This window comes from Cupriavidus sp. FW305-27, from assembly GCF_058787995.1.
Map to the genome: position 1 here is coordinate 56015 of NZ_JBYTAG010000035.1, position 18182 is coordinate 74196.

General features: G+C 66.8%; 20 protein-coding genes and 1 pseudogene. 9 read left to right on the forward strand and 12 right to left on the reverse strand.

Annotated elements, in window-relative coordinates; translation table 11 throughout:
- The first annotated feature begins 196 nt into the window (after positions 1 to 196).
- Positions 197 to 1588, forward strand: coding sequence for a GntP family permease (locus tag AC3WRI_RS18050; protein ID WP_492293727.1), 1392 nt, complete (start codon positions 197 to 199; stop codon positions 1586 to 1588).
- A gap of 99 nt (positions 1589 to 1687) precedes the next feature.
- Positions 1688 to 2521 (forward strand): aldo/keto reductase, encoded by an 834-nt coding sequence (locus tag AC3WRI_RS18055; RefSeq protein ID WP_011616032.1) that lies wholly within the window; start codon positions 1688 to 1690, stop codon positions 2519 to 2521.
- Positions 2522 to 2543: 22 nt separating this feature from the next.
- On the opposite strand, the gene AC3WRI_RS18060 is transcribed toward AC3WRI_RS18055, so the two are convergent.
- The gene (locus AC3WRI_RS18060; RefSeq protein WP_011616033.1) at positions 2544 to 2966 is read right to left on the reverse strand and encodes a hypothetical protein; all 423 of its coding nucleotides are present in this window, start codon (positions 2964 to 2966) and stop codon (positions 2544 to 2546) included.
- A gap of 204 nt (positions 2967 to 3170) precedes the next feature.
- On the opposite strand from AC3WRI_RS18060, the gene AC3WRI_RS18065 reads away from it, so the two are divergent.
- Together AC3WRI_RS18065 and AC3WRI_RS18070 are read left to right on the forward strand one after the other, a co-directional pair.
- Positions 3171 to 3749 (forward strand): BPSL1445 family SYLF domain-containing lipoprotein, encoded by a 579-nt coding sequence (locus AC3WRI_RS18065; RefSeq protein WP_010813168.1) that lies wholly within the window; start codon positions 3171 to 3173, stop codon positions 3747 to 3749.
- Positions 3750 to 3858: 109 nt separating this feature from the next.
- Entirely contained in the window at positions 3859 to 4758 is a 900-nt protein-coding gene (locus AC3WRI_RS18070; RefSeq protein ID WP_010813167.1) for a recombination-associated protein RdgC, read from the forward strand.
- Positions 4759 to 4813: 55 nt separating this feature from the next.
- On the opposite strand, the gene AC3WRI_RS18075 is transcribed toward AC3WRI_RS18070, so the two are convergent.
- Positions 4814 to 5257, reverse strand: coding sequence for a thioesterase family protein (locus AC3WRI_RS18075; RefSeq protein WP_010813166.1), 444 nt, complete (start codon positions 5255 to 5257; stop codon positions 4814 to 4816).
- Between the two features lie 282 nt (positions 5258 to 5539).
- Between AC3WRI_RS18075 and AC3WRI_RS18080 the strand changes: the two genes are divergently transcribed.
- Positions 5540 to 6532, forward strand: a complete 993-nt coding sequence (locus AC3WRI_RS18080; RefSeq protein ID WP_010813165.1) for a Bug family tripartite tricarboxylate transporter substrate binding protein — start codon at positions 5540 to 5542, stop codon at positions 6530 to 6532.
- A gap of 23 nt (positions 6533 to 6555) precedes the next feature.
- Here the strand turns inward: AC3WRI_RS18080 and AC3WRI_RS18085 are convergent, their stop codons facing one another.
- Positions 6556 to 7455 carry a LysR family transcriptional regulator gene (locus AC3WRI_RS18085; protein WP_010813164.1) on the reverse strand — a complete coding sequence of 300 codons (900 nt, stop codon included), beginning with the start codon at positions 7453 to 7455 and terminating at the stop codon, positions 6556 to 6558.
- A gap of 246 nt (positions 7456 to 7701) precedes the next feature.
- Between AC3WRI_RS18085 and AC3WRI_RS18090 the strand changes: the two genes are divergently transcribed.
- The 4 genes from AC3WRI_RS18090 to AC3WRI_RS18105 all read left to right on the forward strand — a co-directional run bounded on the left by AC3WRI_RS18090 (position 7702) and on the right by AC3WRI_RS18105 (position 10917).
- On the forward strand, positions 7702 to 8694 hold the full coding sequence (locus AC3WRI_RS18090) for a tripartite tricarboxylate transporter substrate binding protein (RefSeq protein WP_011616034.1): 993 nt from the start codon (positions 7702 to 7704) through the stop codon (positions 8692 to 8694).
- A 27-nt stretch (positions 8695 to 8721) separates the two neighbouring features.
- Positions 8722 to 9492: a class II aldolase/adducin family protein gene (locus AC3WRI_RS18095; protein ID WP_010813162.1), complete on the forward strand. Its 771-nt coding sequence runs from the start codon at positions 8722 to 8724 to the stop codon at positions 9490 to 9492.
- A gap of 36 nt (positions 9493 to 9528) precedes the next feature.
- On the forward strand, positions 9529 to 10566 hold the full coding sequence (locus AC3WRI_RS18100) for a TauD/TfdA family dioxygenase (RefSeq protein WP_492293729.1): 1038 nt from the start codon (positions 9529 to 9531) through the stop codon (positions 10564 to 10566).
- A 138-nt stretch (positions 10567 to 10704) separates the two neighbouring features.
- Positions 10705 to 10917 (forward strand): hypothetical protein, encoded by a 213-nt coding sequence (locus tag AC3WRI_RS18105; RefSeq protein WP_041687519.1) that lies wholly within the window; start codon positions 10705 to 10707, stop codon positions 10915 to 10917.
- A gap of 158 nt (positions 10918 to 11075) precedes the next feature.
- Here the strand turns inward: AC3WRI_RS18105 and AC3WRI_RS18110 are convergent.
- The 9 genes and pseudogenes from AC3WRI_RS18110 to AC3WRI_RS18150 form a co-directional block, all read right to left on the reverse strand.
- Positions 11076 to 11306: pseudogene (locus AC3WRI_RS18110) on the reverse strand (nuclear transport factor 2 family protein); the annotation flags it as partial.
- A 123-nt stretch (positions 11307 to 11429) separates the two neighbouring features.
- A complete protein-coding gene (locus tag AC3WRI_RS18115; protein ID WP_492293731.1) occupies positions 11430 to 11951 on the reverse strand; it encodes a helix-turn-helix transcriptional regulator in 522 nt (173 codons plus the stop codon).
- Positions 11952 to 11953: 2 nt separating this feature from the next.
- Positions 11954 to 12238, reverse strand: a complete 285-nt coding sequence (locus AC3WRI_RS18120) for a hypothetical protein (protein WP_010813158.1) — start codon at positions 12236 to 12238, stop codon at positions 11954 to 11956.
- Between the two features lie 173 nt (positions 12239 to 12411).
- On the reverse strand, positions 12412 to 13245 hold the full coding sequence (locus tag AC3WRI_RS18125; protein WP_492293733.1) for a transporter substrate-binding domain-containing protein: 834 nt from the start codon (positions 13243 to 13245) through the stop codon (positions 12412 to 12414).
- An 84-nt stretch (positions 13246 to 13329) separates the two neighbouring features.
- Positions 13330 to 13803: a cupin domain-containing protein gene (locus AC3WRI_RS18130; protein WP_010813156.1), complete on the reverse strand. Its 474-nt coding sequence runs from the start codon at positions 13801 to 13803 to the stop codon at positions 13330 to 13332.
- Positions 13804 to 14117: 314 nt separating this feature from the next.
- Positions 14118 to 14933, reverse strand: coding sequence for an enoyl-CoA hydratase/isomerase family protein (locus AC3WRI_RS18135; RefSeq protein ID WP_010813155.1), 816 nt, complete (start codon positions 14931 to 14933; stop codon positions 14118 to 14120).
- On the reverse strand, positions 14930 to 16165 hold the full coding sequence (locus tag AC3WRI_RS18140; protein ID WP_492293735.1) for a CaiB/BaiF CoA transferase family protein: 1236 nt from the start codon (positions 16163 to 16165) through the stop codon (positions 14930 to 14932). The genes AC3WRI_RS18135 and AC3WRI_RS18140 overlap by 4 nt, the downstream gene beginning before the upstream one ends.
- A gap of 75 nt (positions 16166 to 16240) precedes the next feature.
- Entirely contained in the window at positions 16241 to 17206 is a 966-nt protein-coding gene (locus AC3WRI_RS18145; protein ID WP_492293737.1) for a Bug family tripartite tricarboxylate transporter substrate binding protein, read from the reverse strand.
- 62 nt (positions 17207 to 17268) lie between these two features.
- Positions 17269 to 18174: a LysR family transcriptional regulator gene (locus AC3WRI_RS18150; RefSeq protein ID WP_037023616.1), complete on the reverse strand. Its 906-nt coding sequence runs from the start codon at positions 18172 to 18174 to the stop codon at positions 17269 to 17271.
- Positions 18175 to 18182: the final 8 nt, after the last annotated feature.

An 18182-nucleotide genomic window follows, 5' to 3' on the forward strand; every position in this document is an offset into this window, starting at 1 on the left:
ATCTCCTTCATGCCGGCAACTGTCATCCCAGTGCCCCCCGCGGCGAGACCGGAGGTTACGCCGCGGGCCAAGCTGTGGCAAAGTCGCCGGCTGATCCCTTTTCCTGACGGACTGACAGAGACAAGGCGCCACAAGCGCCAGGCCCCGCGCGGCAACGGACCGCACCTCAGGACAAGGCAACCCTGAAGGAGATCCGATGTCGTTTCTGATCGTGCTGGCAGCCCTTGCCTTTCTGATGTTCGCCGCGTACCGCGGCTACAGCGTGATCCTGTTCGCGCCCATCGCCGCGCTGGGCGCGGTGCTGCTGACCGACCCGTCCGCGGTCGCGCCGGTGTTCACCGGTATCTTCATGGAGAAGATGGTCGGCTTCGTGAAACTGTATTTCCCCGTGTTCCTATTAGGCGCGGTATTCGGCAAGGTGGTCGAGCTGTCCGGCTTTTCCGAGTCCATCGTCGCCGCGGCGATCCGCTATATCGGGCGCTCGCGCGCCAATGCGGTGATCGTCACGGTATGCGCGCTGCTGACCTATGGCGGCGTGTTGCTGTTCGTGGTGGTGTTCGCGGTCTATCCGTTCGCGGCCGAGCTGTACCGCCAGAGCAACATCCCCAAGCGGCTGATGCCGGGCGCGATCGCACTGGGCGCGTTCTCGTTCACCATGGATTCGCTGCCGGGCACGCCGCAGATCCAGAACATCATCCCCACCAACTTTTTCAACACCACCTCCTGGGCCGCACCGGTGCTGGGCGTGGCCGGCTCGCTGTTTATCCTGGTGGTGGGCCTGAGCTACCTGGAATGGCGCCGCCGCGCCGCCGCCGCGCGTGGCGAAGGCTACGGCACCAACCTGCGCAACGAGTCCGAGCGCAGCCAGTCCGGCAAGCTGCCGCACCCGCTGCTGGCGCTGCTGCCGCTGGTGGTGGTGGGCGTGGCCAACTTCTGGCTGACGCGGATGATCCCGCTCTGGTATGGCCCTTCCAACAGCGTGGCGCTGCCGGGCCTGCCCAAGCCGGTGGAAACCAAGATCGCCAGCGTGACCGCGATCTGGGCAGTGGAAGGCGCGCTGCTGCTGGGCATCGCGGTGGTGCTGGTGACCGCCTTCGGCGCCCTGCGCGAGCGCTTTGCCGAGGGCACCAAGGGCGCCGTCGGCGGCGCGCTGCTGGCATCGATGAACACGGCATCGGAATACGGCTTCGGCGGGGTCATCGCCGCCCTGCCCGGATTCCTGGTGGTCAGCGACGCACTGCGCGCGATTCCCAACCCGCTGGTCAATGCCGCGGTCTCGGTCAGCACGCTGGCCGGCATCACCGGCTCGGCCTCGGGCGGCATGAGCATTGCGCTGGCGGCGATGTCGCAGACCTTTATCGGGGGCGCGCAGGCCATGCAGATCCCGCTGGAAGTACTGCACCGCGTGGTGTCGATGGCCAGCGGCGGCATGGACACGCTGCCGCACAACGGCGCAGTGATCACGCTGCTGGCGGTGACCGGCCTGACCCACCGCGAGTCCTACCGCGATATCTTCGCCGTCACAATGATCAAGACCGCCGCGGTGTTCTTCGTCATCTCGGTGTATTTTCTGACCGGACTGGTCTGAAGCAATCCCGGCCCGCGCGGCTTGTACATTCCAGGTGTTGTTAACTAGTGTGGTTGGGTGCCGCCCGGCACCTGACCCGGCAAACCAGGAAGCCGACACATGAAGCAAGTCACCCTGCCCGACGGCGAGCGCATCCCGGCGCTCGGCATGGGAACGTGGAATATGGGCGAGTCGCGCGCCGCGCGCGCCGAAGAAATCGCCACGCTGCGCCTGGGCCTGGACCTTGGCCTGCGGCTGATCGATACCGCCGAGATGTATGGCGAGGGCCAGTCCGAGGAGATGATCGGCGAGGCCATCGCCGGGCGCCGCGACGAGGCCTTCCTCGTCAGCAAGGTCTATCCCTTCAACGCCAGCCGGCGCGGCACCGTGCAGGCCTGCGAGCGCAGCCTGAAGCGGCTGCGCACCGACCGCATCGACCTCTATTTATTGCACTGGCGCGGCGGCGTGCCGCTGGAAGAGACCGTGCAGGCCATGGAGGCGCTGCAGCGCGACGGCAAGATCCGCCGCTGGGGCGTGAGCAACCTGGACCTGTCCGATATGCAGGAGTTGTGGGACGCACCGGGCGGCGACCGGCTGGCCATCAACCAGTTGCTGTACAACCTGGGCCGGCGCGGCATCGAATGGGACCTGCTGCCGTGGCTGCGCCAGCGCGGCGTGCCGGTGATGGCCTACTCGCCGATCGAGCAGTCACGCCTGCTGGGCAACCCCGGTCTGAAGCGCTTTGCGCGCGACCACGGCATGACGGCGGCACAGGCGGCGCTGGCCTGGCTGCTGGCGCAGGACGGCGTCATCGCCATCCCCAAGACCAGCCGGCGCGAGCGCCTGCTGGAGAACCTGGGCGCGCTGTCGCATACGCTGTCGGCCGCCCAGCTGGCCGAGCTCGACCGCATCTTCCCGCCGCCCGACGGCCCGGGCCCGCTGGAAATGCTTTGACCAGGCTGCCGCGCGCGTGCCCTCAGGGCACGCGGGCCACGTAGCGCTCGCGCTCGACGTAGCGCACCAGGTAGCTGCGCGCCTTCTCGCGGGTGTCGGTGGTCACGCGCGCCGCTGCCTGGCGCGCGCTGCTCTTGCCGTGCGACGACGACATCTGCCCATCCAGGTAGGTGCGGAAGGAATCATGCATGGCGCCCAGCTCAGGCTCGCACGCGGCCAGCGCCAGGTTGGCCACGTCCTTGGGCTGGCCCTTGGCCGACAGGTTATCGTTGGCCTTCTTCTGGGCGCAGTCCATGTATTTGGCGCGCAGCGCCTGCCAGCCGCTGCTGTCGACGGCCGACTGCGATCCGGCAGCCGCGGCGCCGGCGTCATTGGAAGAACCCGAAGGATGTGAAGCGCACGCGGCCAGGAAGGCCAGCGGCAGGGCTGTCAGGAGTTTTTTCATGGCTGGATGATGCGGTCACGGCGCATTGGGCCGTCCCATGTTCAGCCATGGGACGTTCCGGGCGCAAGACTGGCTATTCTTGCCGCGAATGGCCTCCCGGCACCACCTTCGTCACAAATGGAAACGTCTCTGCGCGGTCCGGCATTTGCCCGGGTGCTTCCGGCGCCTATGCTTCAAAGACGACAACAACACCAAGGAGACGAGATGAAACGTCGAACCTTCCTTTCGGCCAGCGCGGGTCTGGCCCTCGGCAGCCTGGCCCTGGGTGCCTGCACCACCACCAAGCCCGATGCCCCCACCGACAAGGCCGCGCGCCGGCGTGAGCTGGACTCCGGCGTGGACGGCACGCTGTCGCGCCTGTACAGCTCGGTCCAGGGCTCGCGCGAGCTGGGCAACCGCGCGCGCGGCATCCTGGTGTTCCCGAAGACGCTGTCGGCCGGCTTTATCGTCGGCGGCGAGTATGGCGACGGTTCCCTGCGCTCAGGCGGCGCCACGCGCGGTTATTACCGCCTGGTCTCCGGCTCGGTCGGCTGGCAGATCGGTGCGCAGTCCAAGTCCGTGATCCTGATGTTCCTGACGCAGGACGCGTATGACAAGTTCGTGCGCAGCGAAGGCTGGGTCGCGGGCGTCGACGCCACCGTGGCCGTGGCAACGGTTGGCGCCAGCGGCGTGCTGGACACCAAGACCGCCCAGCAACCCATCGTCGGCTTCGTCATGACCAATGCGGGCCTGATGGCGGGCCTGAGCCTCGAGGGCAGCAAGATCACCAAGCTCGACCTGTAAGGGCGGGCCTCTCGGTGACCGTCGCGCGGTCGGCGTGCCGCGCGGCGCCCTCCTTTTTCGCGGCCGTGCGCCGCGAGAGGATAGAATTCGTCCCTTTGGCCGAATTCCCATGTGGTTCAAGAATCTGCAGGTCCATCGTTTCTCCGCCCCGTGGTCGCTGAGCGCCGACGAGGTCGAAGCCAGCCTGGCGAAGCACGCCTTCTTCCCCGGTACCAGCCTCGAAATGCAAACCCAGGGCTGGGCCTCGCCGCGTGACAACGGCCAGCTGGTCCATACCGTCGGCGGCCAGATGCTGCTGACGCTGCGCACTGAAAAGAAGCTGCTGCCCACCACCGTGGTCAACCAGGTCACGCGCGCCCGCGCCGCGGAAATCGAAGAGCAGCAAGGCTACAAGCCGGGCCGCAAGCAAATGAAGGAACTGAAGGAGCAGGTCACCGAAGAACTGCTGCCGCGCGCCTTCAGCATCCGCCGCGACACGCGTGTGTGGATCGACCCGGACAACGGCTGGCTTGCCATTGATGCCGCCGCCACGGCCAAGGCCGATGAAGTGCGCGGCATGCTGTTCAAGGCACTGGATCCGCTGCCGCTGATCAACCTGCACGTCAACCAGTCGCCGGTGGCAGCCATGACCGAATGGCTGGCCGGCGATGCGGCACCGGGCGGTTTCACTGTCGACCAGGAAATCGAGCTGCAGTCCGGCGCGGAAAGCAAGGCCACTGTCCGTTACGTGCGCCATCCGCTGGACCCGGAAGACCTGCGCCGCCATATCGCCGCCGGCAAGCGCTGCACGCGCCTGGCGATGACGTGGAACGACCGGGTCTCGTTCGTGCTGACCGACGGGCTGGTGGTAAAGAAGGTGGCGCCGCTGGACGTGATCAAGGAACAGGCCGACGGCACGGCGCATGATGAAGACGAGCGCTTCGACGCCGATTTCACCATGATGGCCGGCGAACTCTCCGGCATGCTCGGCGACCTCACCGAGGCGCTGGGCGGCGAGCGCAAGGCGTAAGCCGAATCTCGTGCAGGAACCGTGGCGCTGTTGAAGGACAGCGCCACGCAGGCGATTACTCCATCCAGTTCACCTTCGGGAACCGCTTGGCGAATCCCTCCGGCATCGCCACCACTTTCTTCCCCACGTAGTCGAAGAAGACAAAGCCCGACTTGGCCATCGCGATCAGCGTGCCGTCGGCCGGCCGCGTGATGCGGAAGATGATGTCGCCGCCGTACTTGTTGAAGTCCATCACCCCCACCTCGAACTGCAGCTGGTCGCGCGCATGCGCCTCGTTGCGGTACATCGTGGCCAGGTCGGTCACGATGATGCCGACGCCTTCCTGCCGCACATCCTCGCTGCCGAATTCATACAGGAAGCGCGCCCGCGCCTCGGAGATCATCGAGATCATCGAATCGTTGGCAAGGTGGTTGGCCGAGTTGATGTCGGTCACGCGCACGGTCAGGTGCGTGGCGTAGCAGAACTGGTCGGCAGGCAGGTCGAGTTTGAGGCGGGCCATGATGGAAAAGCAAAAAATGGATCGGACGCCGCACGGGATCAGGCAGGCAAGCAGCAGAGACAGCGGCGGCGCCCATCATAAGGGAAACGTCGGCTCGGATTGCGGCACTGCCGCAATAACCCTCCCGCACAGGCCCCCGGGTAAGTACTCCCACTCTTTTCGTCCATCCCGCCGATGCCCCGCCATGGCGCTGCCTCGTAGGCTGCGGGTTGCCGTGGTCACTGGCGCCCTGGCGCACCCGTACCGCGCACCGACACGATGTCAACGACTGGAGGAAACACCATGCAAGCCGACCGCCGCAAAGCCCTGCACTGGCTGGGAGCAGGTTCCCTGGCAGCCACCGCCTCGACTCTTGGAATCAGCCGGGCGTGGGCCCAGCAGGCTTACCCGTCGCGCCCGGTGCGGGTGGTAGTGCCCTACCCGCCCGGCGGTGCCACCGACGTGCTGGCGCGCGCGCTGGGCGATCCGCTCAGCAAGCTGTGGCAGCGCCCTGTGATCGTCGAGAACCGCCCCGGCGTGGGTGGCATGATCGGCGCCGACGTGGTCGCCAAGGCGCCGGCGGACGGCTACACGCTGCTGCTGGGCTTGCCCAGCCTGGTGCAGACGCCCTATATGGTGGCCAAGCCGCCGTTCGATCCGCTGCGCGACCTGACCGCCATCTGCCAGCTGTGCACCTCGAGCCTGGTGCTGACCGCCAGCAGCGCCATGCCGCGCACGCTGCCGCAGATGGTCAGCCTGGCCAAGTCCCAGCCCGACAAGTATTCCTATGGCACCTATGGCATTGGCACCGGCGCCCATCTCTATATGCAGGTCTTTCTCAAGGGAGCTGGCGCCGAACTGGTCCATGTCCCGTACAAGGGCGAAGCCCCCATCGCCACCGACCTGATCGGCGGCCAGATCTCGCTGGGAACGCTGTCGCCGATGACGGTGCGCCAGCATGCGCGCACCGGCAAGCTCCAGCCGCTGGCGGTCACCGGCAATACCCGCGCGCCGATGCTGCCGGATGTGCCGACCTTCCAGGAACTCGGCTACAAGGGCCTGGACGGCCCGGCCTGGCTGGGCCTGTTCACCACCGCCGGCACGCCGCAGGCCATCGTCGACAAGGTCTCGGCCGATGTGGAAACGGTGATGGCCGCGCCGGACATCCGCCAGCGCCTCGCCGAGCTGGGGCTGATCGTCAAGACGACGCAGCCGGCGGCGTTCGCGGCGACGGCCAGAGCGGACCAGGCGTACTGGGGCAACGTGATCAAGGAAAACAATATCCGGCTGGATTGAGGCATGGTGTTGCCGGCATCGGCTCAGATGCCGGCTTCCCCGCACCAGCGCACCAGCGCGTCGCGGAAGTCGCGGCACAGCGGCGACAGGTAGGCGCTGGATCGCCAGAACACGGCCAGCTCATACTGCCAGCACATGCCATCGCCCTCCACGGCTTCCAGGCCCTGCGCCACCGCCTGGCCCAGCAGCCGCTGCGGCATGATGCCGAGCAGGTCGGTGTTGCGCAGCAGGTCCGCGAATGACACTGACGAACTGGTGCTTTCCACGGTCACGCGCGGCGGCGGCAGGCCCCGGCTGGTGAAGCGCCCCTCGAAGCCGCTGCGCACATAGAGCGAGGTGGCGGGCGCCACCCAGTGCTCGTCCACCAGATCGGCCAGCGAGCGGAAGCGCGCGCGCCGCGGATGCCCCGCGCGCGCCACCACCTGCAGCGTCAGCGCGCCCAGCGGCAGGTACTCGACGCCATCGGTTTCGCCGTCCGGCATGGCGGCGCAGACCAGGTCCACCTCGCCGCCCTGCAGCGCGGCCATCAGCTGCGGGCTCAGGTGCGTGGTGATCGAGAACCTGGCCAGCGGCCGGCTGGCCAGGAACTGCTCAAGCAGCGGCGAGAACAGCGACGGCACCACGTGCGGCAGCGTCGCCACGCGCACCTGGCCGACGCGCGCCTGGCGCTCGTCGTTGATCTCGTTCTCCATATCGTCATTGGCCAGCACGATGCGCCGCGCGTGCGCCAGCAGCTTGTGGCCCACCGGCGTCAGCATGACGCCGCGCGGCATGCGCTCGAACAGCTGCAGTCCGGCCTCGCCCTCCAGCCGCGCCAATACCTTGGACAGCGACGACTGGGTCAGCCCCAGCGTGCCGGCAGCCTTGTGCAGGTTGCCGTGCTCGGCCACCACCAGGAACAGTCTGAGGTCTTCGGTCTTCATGCAGCGATTCCTGTGGTTGGCCGATATAGCGCGATGTTGCGACGGTGGCCGGGGCATTTTAGTCCGCGATTCCGGTTCGGAATCGGTTTGCCGGGCGCCGGCATCAATGCGCGCCGACATGCGCCATAGACTTTTCCGCATGCAGCACAGGACGGCGATCGCGCAGAGCCCGGACCACACGGGACGCTTCGAACGCATCCGGCAACCAGCCCGCCCGCGCTGCCGCAGACCAGACAAGGAGACCACATGCCCCGCCCACCCGACGCCCGCCGGCGCACACTGCTCAAGGCCATGCCGGCCGCCGCCCTCTTCCCTGCCATGCTCAGCCTGCCCGCCACCGTGCGCGCCCAGGCCTGGCCCGCGCGCCCCATCACCCTGATCGTGCCCTTCACCGCCGGCGGCGCCACCGACGTGCAGATGCGCGCGCTGTGCCTGGCGGCATCGAAGACCCTGGGCCAGCCCATCGTGATCCAGAACCAGCCCGGCGTCAGCGGCACGCTCGGGCCCGCCGCGATGGCGCGCAGCGCGGCGCGCGACGGCTACACGCTGGCGCTGATCACACCGGCGTTGTTCCGCCTGCCGCACCTGCAGCCGGTGAACTACGACGCGATCAAGGACTTCACCTACATCATCGGCCTGACCAGCTATGTGTACGGGATCTCGGTGCCAGCGGGCTCGCCTTGGAAGCGCTTTGGCGACTTCGTCGAGCACGCGCGCGCCAACCCTGGCAAGGTCAACGTGGCATCGGTCGGCACCGGCTCGCTCGGCCAGATCACCGTGCGCCGGCTGGAACAGCAGGCCGGCATCAAGCTCAATTTCATCCCCTTCAAGGGCGGCGCCGATGCGTTGTCCGCGCTGCTGGGCGGCCACGTCGACGTGATGATCGAAGCCGGCTGGGGCGCCATGGCCGAAGCCGGCAAGGTACGCCTGCTGGCCGTGGCCGAGCCGCAGCGCCTGAAGCGCTGGCAGGCCGTGCCCACGCTGCGCGAGCTGGGCTACGACATCACCGTGCAGTCCGAAATCGGCATCGCCGGCCCGCGCGCGCTGGACCCCGCGGTGGTCGCCACGCTGCACGATGCCTTCCGCCAGGCCACATCGGACCCTGCCTACCTGCGCGCGCTCGAATCCGAATCGATGCCCAACCGCCATATGAATACCGCCGACTACCAGCACTACGCCGCTTCGCAATTCGCCAGCGACAAGCGGCTGGTGGCCGAGCTCGGCATCCGGCTGGACTGAGCCCTACGCACGCAAAGGAGCCATCGCATGAGCGAAACCGATCCCATCCGTCCCGCCGCCATTTCGGACGCCGAGTGGGCCACCCGCATCGAGCTGGCCGCGCTCTACCGCGCCATCCACCGGTACGGCATGACCGACCTGATCTACAACCACATCACCGCGCGCGTTCCGGGCGAGCCTGAGCACATCCTGCTCAACCCCTACGGGCTGCTGTACCAGGAAGTAAACGCGTCCAGCCTGTACAAGATCCACCTGAACGGCGACATCGTCCACCGGCCCGAGCGCGATGCCGGAGAGCTGGGCCTGAACCCCGCCGCCTACGTGATCCACACCGCCGTGCACGCCGCGCGCCATGATGCGCTGTGCGTGCTGCACACGCATACGCGCGCATCGTCGGCGGTATCGGCCATGGCCTGCGGCCTGCTGCCGGTGTCGCAGCATGCGCATATGTTCTACGGGCGCATTGCGTACCACGACTTCTCCGGCCCGGTAGTCGACCTGGCCCAGCAGGGCCAGCTGGTGCAGGACCTGGGCCAGCACAACGCGATGATCCTGCGCAACCACGGCCTGCTGGTATGCGGGCGCACCATCGCCGAAGCCTTCTTCAACATCTACTGGCTGGAATCGGCCTGCAAGATCCAGGTCGATGCCATGGCTGGCGGCGAACTGGTGATGCCGTCACCGGCATCGCTGGAAGCCAGCCGCAAGGCCTTCGGCCGCGTAGCCATCCGCGGCGACCGCGAATGGGCGGCGGTGCGGCGCGAGCTGGACCACATCGACCCGTCCTACCGGCACTGACCCCGCCTTCGACCTGAGCACAAGACTGGAGACAACATGACCCAAGCCACCGCCGCCGATGCGGCAACCTTCGCAGTAGCCGTTCCCGCCCTTGGGCCCGATGTGCGCTGCCACGTGCTGCAGCCCGGCCGCCCGCCGCTGTTCATCGAACCGGCCGGCGAACGCCTGCTGGACCGCGCGCAGTTCCGCCAGTGGTCGCGCACGGTGCGCCCGGCGCTGGACGCGCTGATCCTGGAACATGGCGGGATCGTGCTGCGCGGCTTCCCGACCGCCGGCACGGAGGACTTTGCCGACTTCATCGAGCAGTTTCCGGCCTTCGACGGTGGCTACGCCGGCGGCCGCGCCCCGCGCGAAACCATCAGCGGCCGCGTGATGGAAGCCACGCGGCTGTCGGCCAGCGTGCGCCTGGCGGTACATTCCGAAATGGCTTACCGCCGCGACTACCCGCGCCGCATCGCTTTCTTCTCGCGCAAGACCGCCGAGGTGGGCGGCGAAACCCTGATCACCGATGTGCGCCACCTGGCCGAGCGCATGGACCCAGAACTGGCCGGCAGGCTCGCCACGCTGGGCAGCCGCACCGCGATCAACTTCGGACCGCGGCGCGATGCCGACGATGCCTCTTACGCGCATATGGACGAGCGCGGCTGGAACCAGTCGTTCCATACCGAGGACCCGGCCGACGTGAACCGGCTGTGCGCCGAGCGCGGGCTGGAACCAGTCTGGCATGAAGACGGCAGCCTGACCGTGCTCAATGCGCTGGAGCCGTTCGTGGTACATCCGCAGACCGGACGCAAGCTGTACCGGTCGATCCTGCATATGCTGCCGCAGGTGGAGAACCCCGAGCAGGACCTGGAACGGCGCAAGCGCCAGAAGTACCCGACCGGCGCCACGCTGGGCAATGGCGAACGCCTGACCGATGCCGAACGCGCGCATATCGACCAACTGTGCGACCAGACCACCTATAGCTGGCCCTGGCGCGATGGCGACGTGATGGTGCTGGACAACCTGCAGGTCTGGCACGGCCGCAACCCGTACCAGGGCACGCGCGACGTGCAGGTGGCGCTGTTGGATTAAGGCGCGCGGGCCGAGCCTGTTGCAGCGGGCAGGCGTCGATATAATCAGCCGCGCAATGCCATAAATTAAGACATTAAGACAATAAGCCATCAGGCGGACGGGGTGCAGCGTCTTCTTGACTTACGCTGCGAGGGAACCATGACCAGCGCTGACCACGCCCTGTCCGGACGGCTGTCCGCGACCATCCCTGCCCGCCGTGCCGCAGGCAGTTCCGTTTCTGCGCCAGCCGCGCCGCACACCCCGCTGCTGCAAGGCGTGCATCGTCGCGCAGACCAGCTGATGACGGCCATGCTGTGGGTGCTGGGCCTGCTGTCGCTGATCGTCGGCATCACTATGGGTCGACCGGGCTGACGCTGACACTGGGCTTGCCGATGGCGCTGCTCGGCACGCTGATGGCGGTCACCGTGCCCGCCCGCCTGGCGACGCGGCTGGCGATGGCCGTGCTGCTGATCGCTGGCCGGCACCTGTACGCGAAAGCGCATGATGGCCAGATCACCGGTGTACTCAAGCTTGACGTCCGACAGCACCGGCGCATTGGCCTTGTCTGCAAAGAAGCGCTGCTTCAGGTAGTCCGTGGCGGCAGCCTTGCCGCGCACAACCAGGCCATGCGGGTCGGATTCGCCGGTGGGCAGGGTCCAGACGAACTCATCGTCCAGGCACGCGGCGATGCGCTCCATGTCTGCGCGGGCAAAGGCGGCGAAGAACTCGCCCATCACGGCTTTCACGTCTGATTCGGCCATCTTGTCTCCACTTCTGGTTGTGGTGCCCGGCTAGGGCGGTTGTCCGGGCATCTTGGCCAGAGGCCGGGATTCGTACCACCACCCGAAAAGGATGGGCCGGGAAGCGGAGTCGACGGCCGACCGCTAAGCCACCAGCGACCGGAACTCCCGCGCCATCGCCGGAGCCACCTGGCTGGCGCACTTGGCCAGGTTCACCTGCATCGCCGTGGCCGCGATTTCAAGGAGCTCCGGCTTAATGTCGTAGCCGCGCTGCCCCAGCCACACGATCACGTCCAGCAAGTGCCACAGCGAACTGCTGCCTTCATGCACCGGCACCGGGAAGGAATCCGGGTAGCCAAGCATCAGCTTGCGCATGTTCTGGCGAGACACGCCAACCATCTCGGCAATATCCGTCAGCCCGACCAGGTCCGGCGCCGCCTCGATCAGCGTGGACGACGGCATGGCGCGGCGGGCATCGGCCAGGGCACTCACCATGGCCACCCGCGCCGACTCTGCCTCACGGACAAATGCCAGCGCCACGCGGCCCGGCAGGCCGGTGCCCACCAGCGCGTCATCACACCCCGCCTCGGCCAGGCGTTCGACCAGCGCATCGGTATCGCGGTCCGCCTGCGACAGGTGAAATTTGAGGGTGAAGGCATATTCCATGGTCATGTCCTGAATTGCAGTACGCGCAGCGTTGTCACTTCCCGCTGATGCGAGCAGTTGGCCACGATCCGCCGGATGGCATTGGCGTGGTTGCCCGGATTCTTTGGCGTGCTCCAGACGCTGGATACACAGAACTCGCCGCAGCGGCATTCCTTGTCGTTGTCGGGGCAGTAGATGCGGCCCCACGCATGACCGTTGCCCTTGGCCTGCTCGACACGCCAGCCATGCAGCGCTGCATGCCTGAGTGCGGCCTCAATCTTCTTCCTTGGGTGCCTGGCGCGGGTCATTCGTGTCTCCGAGACTAGATGCGCAATGACTGGTTGTCAAGTGACAACCAGAAAATAAGCACAATCCGAGTGGATCGGAGCATTGTCTTTGGACTTGCCCGAGCGGGCATTGAGAGGACTCTGGAATCGGCGGAAACGAAGTCGTAGCCAGGTGATGCAGGTGTTAGCGCATACTATTCACGCGGAGCGGCAACGACTCCGCGCAATGCGGCGCGTTCGATCGCCGCCTCAACCAGGCCTTCGGATTTCGCGCTCTCGACAAACTTGCGCGCGTAGGCAGCACTGTAATCCCGTCCTTTCGGCGTTGCCATCCCGGCCTTCTCCCCGCCGGACCGGCCCTCTAGCACGCGCGAACCCGCGAGTTTCTCGGCCTGGCTGTACATGCCTGCCTTGGTTCCGAAAATGACATCTGTCCTTCCGGCCCGCAGCGATTCAACCATGTCTGCAATAGTTGAAGACCGAACCAGCGTGGCACTCCGCATGGTGCTGGCAAGATAGGCATCCGGCGAGCTCTTTTCCACCACGCCAATCCGGACACCGGGCCTGTCGACGTCCGCCAGCGTGGTGATGCGCGAACCCGGCGGAACGAGGTAGCTGAACTCGACCTCCATGTATGGCGCGGTAAAGTCCACGACCGACGCGCGCTCGGTACTGATTCCCATCGTGGCGACATCCCACTCCCCGGCTTTTGCGCCGGCGATCAACGCCGGGACCGAAGTGTAGGCAACGGGCTCGAACGAAACGCCGAGACGCCGCGCCATTTCCTTGCCGAGGTCAACGGCAACGCCTCTGAACTCCCCTGACGCAGCATCCTTCGTCGCATGGATCGGGGAGCCCGATATGAATCCGACGCGGAGTTTCCCCGTCGGCGCCAATGCGCTCCGCGCATCAGGCGTGGGTGCCGTCCGGGGCCCCGCACAGCCAGCGAGTACCAGTGCAAGGATTACCGCCAGCCGTCGAATCGCACGCATGCCATGGCAATTGCCGCAAGCCACCGCCCTCTCCATCAGGTATTTGCCGCGTCCGATGCCTGCTATGGTCCTGCCCGCGGCTTGCGCCGCTTTGAGACATCCATAGCCCCGCACCAGACATTACTTCTTCTTCCTGGGATCATCAGCCGGGTTGACGAAGTTGAAAGCCCAGGGCCCCGACGCATTGATCTGGATAACGGTTTCCTCCTTGGTCCAGCCAAAGTGGCGCATCTTGGGCGGCATGACAATCAGGCTGCCGGCGCCGAGCGGCGAGGTCTTTTCCGGGTCGAGCTTGTCGCCCATGCCATAGTTGAACGTCCCGGAAAGCACGGTCACCCGCTCCACGCCTGGGTGCCAGTGCGCCGGCACCTTGGCATCCGCGGGCAGCTTGATCCGGGCCGTGAACGGCGCTTTCTTGTCCATCTTCCCCTCGAGGACGGCAAGTTTGGCGCCCGGTATCAGTGGAAGGTCCGCCCATTTGACCTCGTCGGCAGTGACCATGACCATGTCGCCCGGCGGGGCAGCCAATGCCGCAGACATCGTCAGGCAGACGCCGAAGGCCAGTGTGGCAATCGGGGGAAGCTTGTTCTTCATGGCGCGCTCCTTCCTGAGACGGCAACCAGACGGTAGAAGCGGCGCGGCGATGGCACAGACCTTACAAATGCCATCTGGCACCGATTCCACCGCCAGCCGCGCTGGTGACACCCACTGCATGGCACAGGTTCAGGCATGCAGGCTCGAGCGTCTTTATCGCCCGTAGCATTAATGTGATGCATATCGCGGGCCACCCGTGGCGGGAGGCTGACGAGCGGGCGCGTGACGCTCGCGCGATGTGTCGGTTGCACGGTAAATCAGCCAGATGGTTTCAATTTTGAAACACCGGCGGCTGGCGTACGAGGCCCAGACGTTCAACTCCCTTTCCATACCGGCGGGCGCCGGTTCACGAACGCATCCACCCCTTCCCGGAAGTCACCGCTGCCGTAGCACAAGCGCACCAGGTCATCCGTGTCGGCCACCGACTGCACGGTCTGGCGCCGCAACGCCTCCTTGACCACCGTCTGCGTGACAGGCGCCAGCGCGCCAAGCCGGTCGCATAGCGAGACGACCTCGGCCTCCAGCGCATCGGCAGCGTACACACCCTCAAGAAACCCGCACGCGAGCGCAGCCTCGGCGTCGAGGATCTGCGCCAGCAGCAGCATGCGGCGCACCGGCTGCAGCCCCCAGGCCGCACGCAGCTTGGCAAGGTTCAGTGCCGACAGCGTGTTGCCCAGCGTGCGCGCAATCGGCACGCCAAAGCGGGCCTTGGGCGTCGCGACACGGAAGTCGCACGCAGTGGCGATGGCCAGGCCGCCGCCCACCGCCCAGCCTTCGATAACCGCCACAGTTGGCATCGGCAGTTGCTCGACAAGGCGGACGCCTTCGTCGATACGCGCTTCGTAGGCAACCCCGTCCTCGCCGCTGGAGAACTGCTGGAACTGCGCAATGTCAGTACCTGCGACAAAGGCCTCTCCGCCCGCGCCGCGCAGCACCACCACGCGCGCACCCGCATTGCCTTGCGCCGCAAGCGCGCGGCAATGCGTGGCAAGTTGCTCGTACATGGCCCACGTCATCGCATTGCGCGCGGCTGGTCGGTCAAACGTCAGCGTTGCGACCTGCCCCTGCATCGTGAGCGTGACTTGTCCGTCGTTGCCGGGACCGCCCTCCGGCGGCAGCGCGGCCTTCATGATCCGAATGCGCCGGCTACAGCCAGCGACTGTTGTTCGTCCTTCGGGATACCCAGCTCGGCCAGGATTTCTTCCGTATGCTGGCCGAGCAGCGGCGGCGGGCGCCGTACCTGCTGGGGCGTGCCGCCCATCTTCACCGCGAAGCCGATATTGGGCACCTTGCCCTCGATCGGATGATCGATTTCGATGCGCATCTGGCGGTGGCGGCCGTGCTCGCTGTCGAAGGCCTGCGGGTAGGTCAGGATCGGCCCGGCCGGAATGCCGACGCCGAGCAGGCGCTCGATCCAGTAGTCGCTGCTCTCCTTGACGAAGCTCTCCTCCAGCATCGCGATCAGTGCCTGCCGGTTGGCCAGGCGCAGCGCCACGGTGGCAAAGCGCTCGTCCGCGAGCAGGTCGGGCCGGTCGAGCGTGTTGCACAGCAGTTGCCACAGCTTCTGGTTGGTGGCCCCCATGACGAAGTAGCCATCGGCGGACTTCATCGCCTGGTAAGGGGCGCTCATGCGGTTGGCCGTGCCCAGCGGCTCGGGCTCGCGGCCCGTGCCCCAGTATTCGCAGGTGTCCCACACCGAGAACGCCAGCGCGGAATCGAACAGCGACGCATCGACATACTGCCCCTTGCCCGTCTCCCTGGCGCCGATATAGGCAGACAGCATGCCGTAGGTGGCGAACAGCGCGCAGCCGATATCGGCCACCGGAACGCCCGCCTTCACCGGCGCGCCGCCCGGGTAGCCGGTGACGCTCATCACGCCCGACATCGCCTGCGCCATCAGGTCAAAGCCCGGCCGCCCGGCCCACGGCCCGCTCTGGCCAAAGCCCGAGATGCTGCAGTAGACCAGCTTGGGATTGATCCTGGCGAGGATCTCATAGTCGATCCCCAGCCGCTTCATCACGCCGGGTCGGTAGTTCTCCACCAGGATGTCGGCCGTTTCCGCCAGGCGATAAAGCACCTGCCGGCCGGATTCGGTCTTCAGATCCAGGGTGACGCTGCGCTTGTTGCGGTTCATGTTGAGGAAGCCCATGCTGTCCGAGCCCTTCATCTTGAAACCCATCGCGCCGCGCGTCTGGTCGCCGCCGTCGGGCGGTTCGATCTTGATCACGTCGGCGCCCAGATCAGCCAGCAGCATGCAGGCGTAGGGCCCGGCCATGACCTGGCTGACGTCGAGCACGCGCACGCCGGCCAGCGGCAAGGTGGAGGCAGGCGCCTGTGCGCCCGAGTCGCGGAAATCTGTCATGGGATGCTTCTTCCTGGATAGATGGATGGGCAGCGTGCGCGCGTGCGTCGGTTCTCGGCCATTGCCTTGCGGCGCTCAGGTCTCGGCCTTTACGCCGGCGTCCTTCACGACCTTGGCCCACTTGGTGGACTCAGAGGCGATGAAGGCGGCGAACTGCTGGTTCGATCCGCCTGAGTCCTCGGCGCCAAAACTCTTGAGCCGCTCGGCAACATCGGGCATGGCCAGCACGCGGTTGACGTCGGCGTTCATGCGCTGCACCAGCGCCGGCGGCATGTTCTTCGGGCCCACCAGGCCATACCACGACGCCGCGTCCAGCCCGGGGAAGCCGGACTCCGCCAGCGTCGGCACATTGGGATGGCTGGCCGCGCGCTTCAGGCGGGTCTGCGCAATCGCGATCACCTTGCCCTGCTGGATAAACGGCGTGGCGGCGGTCATGGTGTCGAACGCATAGTCGATCTGGCCGCCGATCAGGTCAGCGACCAGCGGGCCCGAGCCCTTGTAAGGCACGTGCACCACATCAAGCCTGGCCTGCAACCGGAACATCTCCAGCGCCAGGTGCTGCGCCGAACCGATGCCGGACGAGCCAAAGGAAATCTTCCCCGGCTTCTGCCGGCACAGCGCCACGATGTCCGAAACGCTGCGCACCTTCTGCTCCGGACGGCAGGTCAGCATATTGGGCGTGACGCCCACCATTGAAATCGGCGTGAAGTCGGCGCGCGGGTCGTACTTGACGTCCAGCAGCGCCGGGGCGATCGCGTGGCTGTTCACATGCGCCATCAGCAAGGTGGTGCCGTCAGGCGGCTGCTTGGCCACATAGGCGGCGGCGATGGCGCCGGTAGCGCCGGGCTTGTTCTCCACCAGCACGCTGGTGTTCCACATGACCCCGAGCTTCTGCCCGATCACGCGTGCCAGCACATCGGTGCCTCCGCCGGGGGCGAAGCCCACCACAATGCGCACCGGGCCGGCGATGTCGGCGGCGCGCACCAGGCTGGGTATCGCCAGCCCGGCCGCTGCCGCCACAATGAATTGTCTGCGCTGCATTGCGTGTCTCCGTCCTGTAGTTATGGAGCCATCATCCGCAATACATCCGCCGCGGGCTATCGCTAATTGGGGGATTCTGGTTTCGCGTTTTGCGCAAGCACCGCCAGCACGCTGAGCGCCGCCGAGGAAAGTGCCCCATGGGGCCGATGGCACAGCACAAACTGCCGCTGCGCCCAGGGCGCCGCAATGGGCAGCCGCACAAAGCGGCTGCCGGCCGCCACCTCGCGCGCGATCGCCTCCGGCATCACCCCGCCGCCCAGGTTCTGCGCCACCAGCGCAGCCATGCTGTCGAAACCGCCCACGCGCATGCGCATGCGCAGCACGCGGCCGGCCTCCTCCGCCAGCCGCTCCAGCACGATCGAGATCGCCGAACTCTCGCTGAGCACGATCAGGTCGCAGTCCAGCACGTCGTCCGGCGTGACCTTGCGGCGCCGCGCCAGCGCATGGCCGCGCGCCACCACCAGCACCAGTTCATCATTCCGATAGGGCGCGGTCGGCAGGTCGATCACGCCCAGGCTGCCGTCGTAAATGCCGATGTCCACGGTGCCGCGGCGCAGCGACTGCTGGACTTCCGCGCTGTTCATTTCCTGCAGGTCGATGCGCACGCCGGGGCAGGCCGTGGCGCAGCGTTGGATGTCGAAGGGAAGGAACTGGATGACGGCGGATTTGGGCGCGGCTACCCGGACCACGCCCAGGTCGCCGCCGACAAAGGAGGCAGCGTCGTCCTGCATGCGCTGGACGGTGTGGGTGATGCCGCGGGCGTGGGCCAGTAGTGCGCGGCCGGCTTCGGTCAGGGCCATGCCGTGGGGCAGGCGTTCGAAGAGGGAGACGCCTAGTTGGGCTTCCAGTTCGAGGATGCGGCGGGAGGCGGCTGCGGGGGCCAGGTGGAGGCGTTCGGCGCCGCGGGTGATGCTGCCGAAGTCGGATACGGCGATGAAGAGCTGGACGGTGGTGAGGTCGAAGTGCAGGCGGGGGG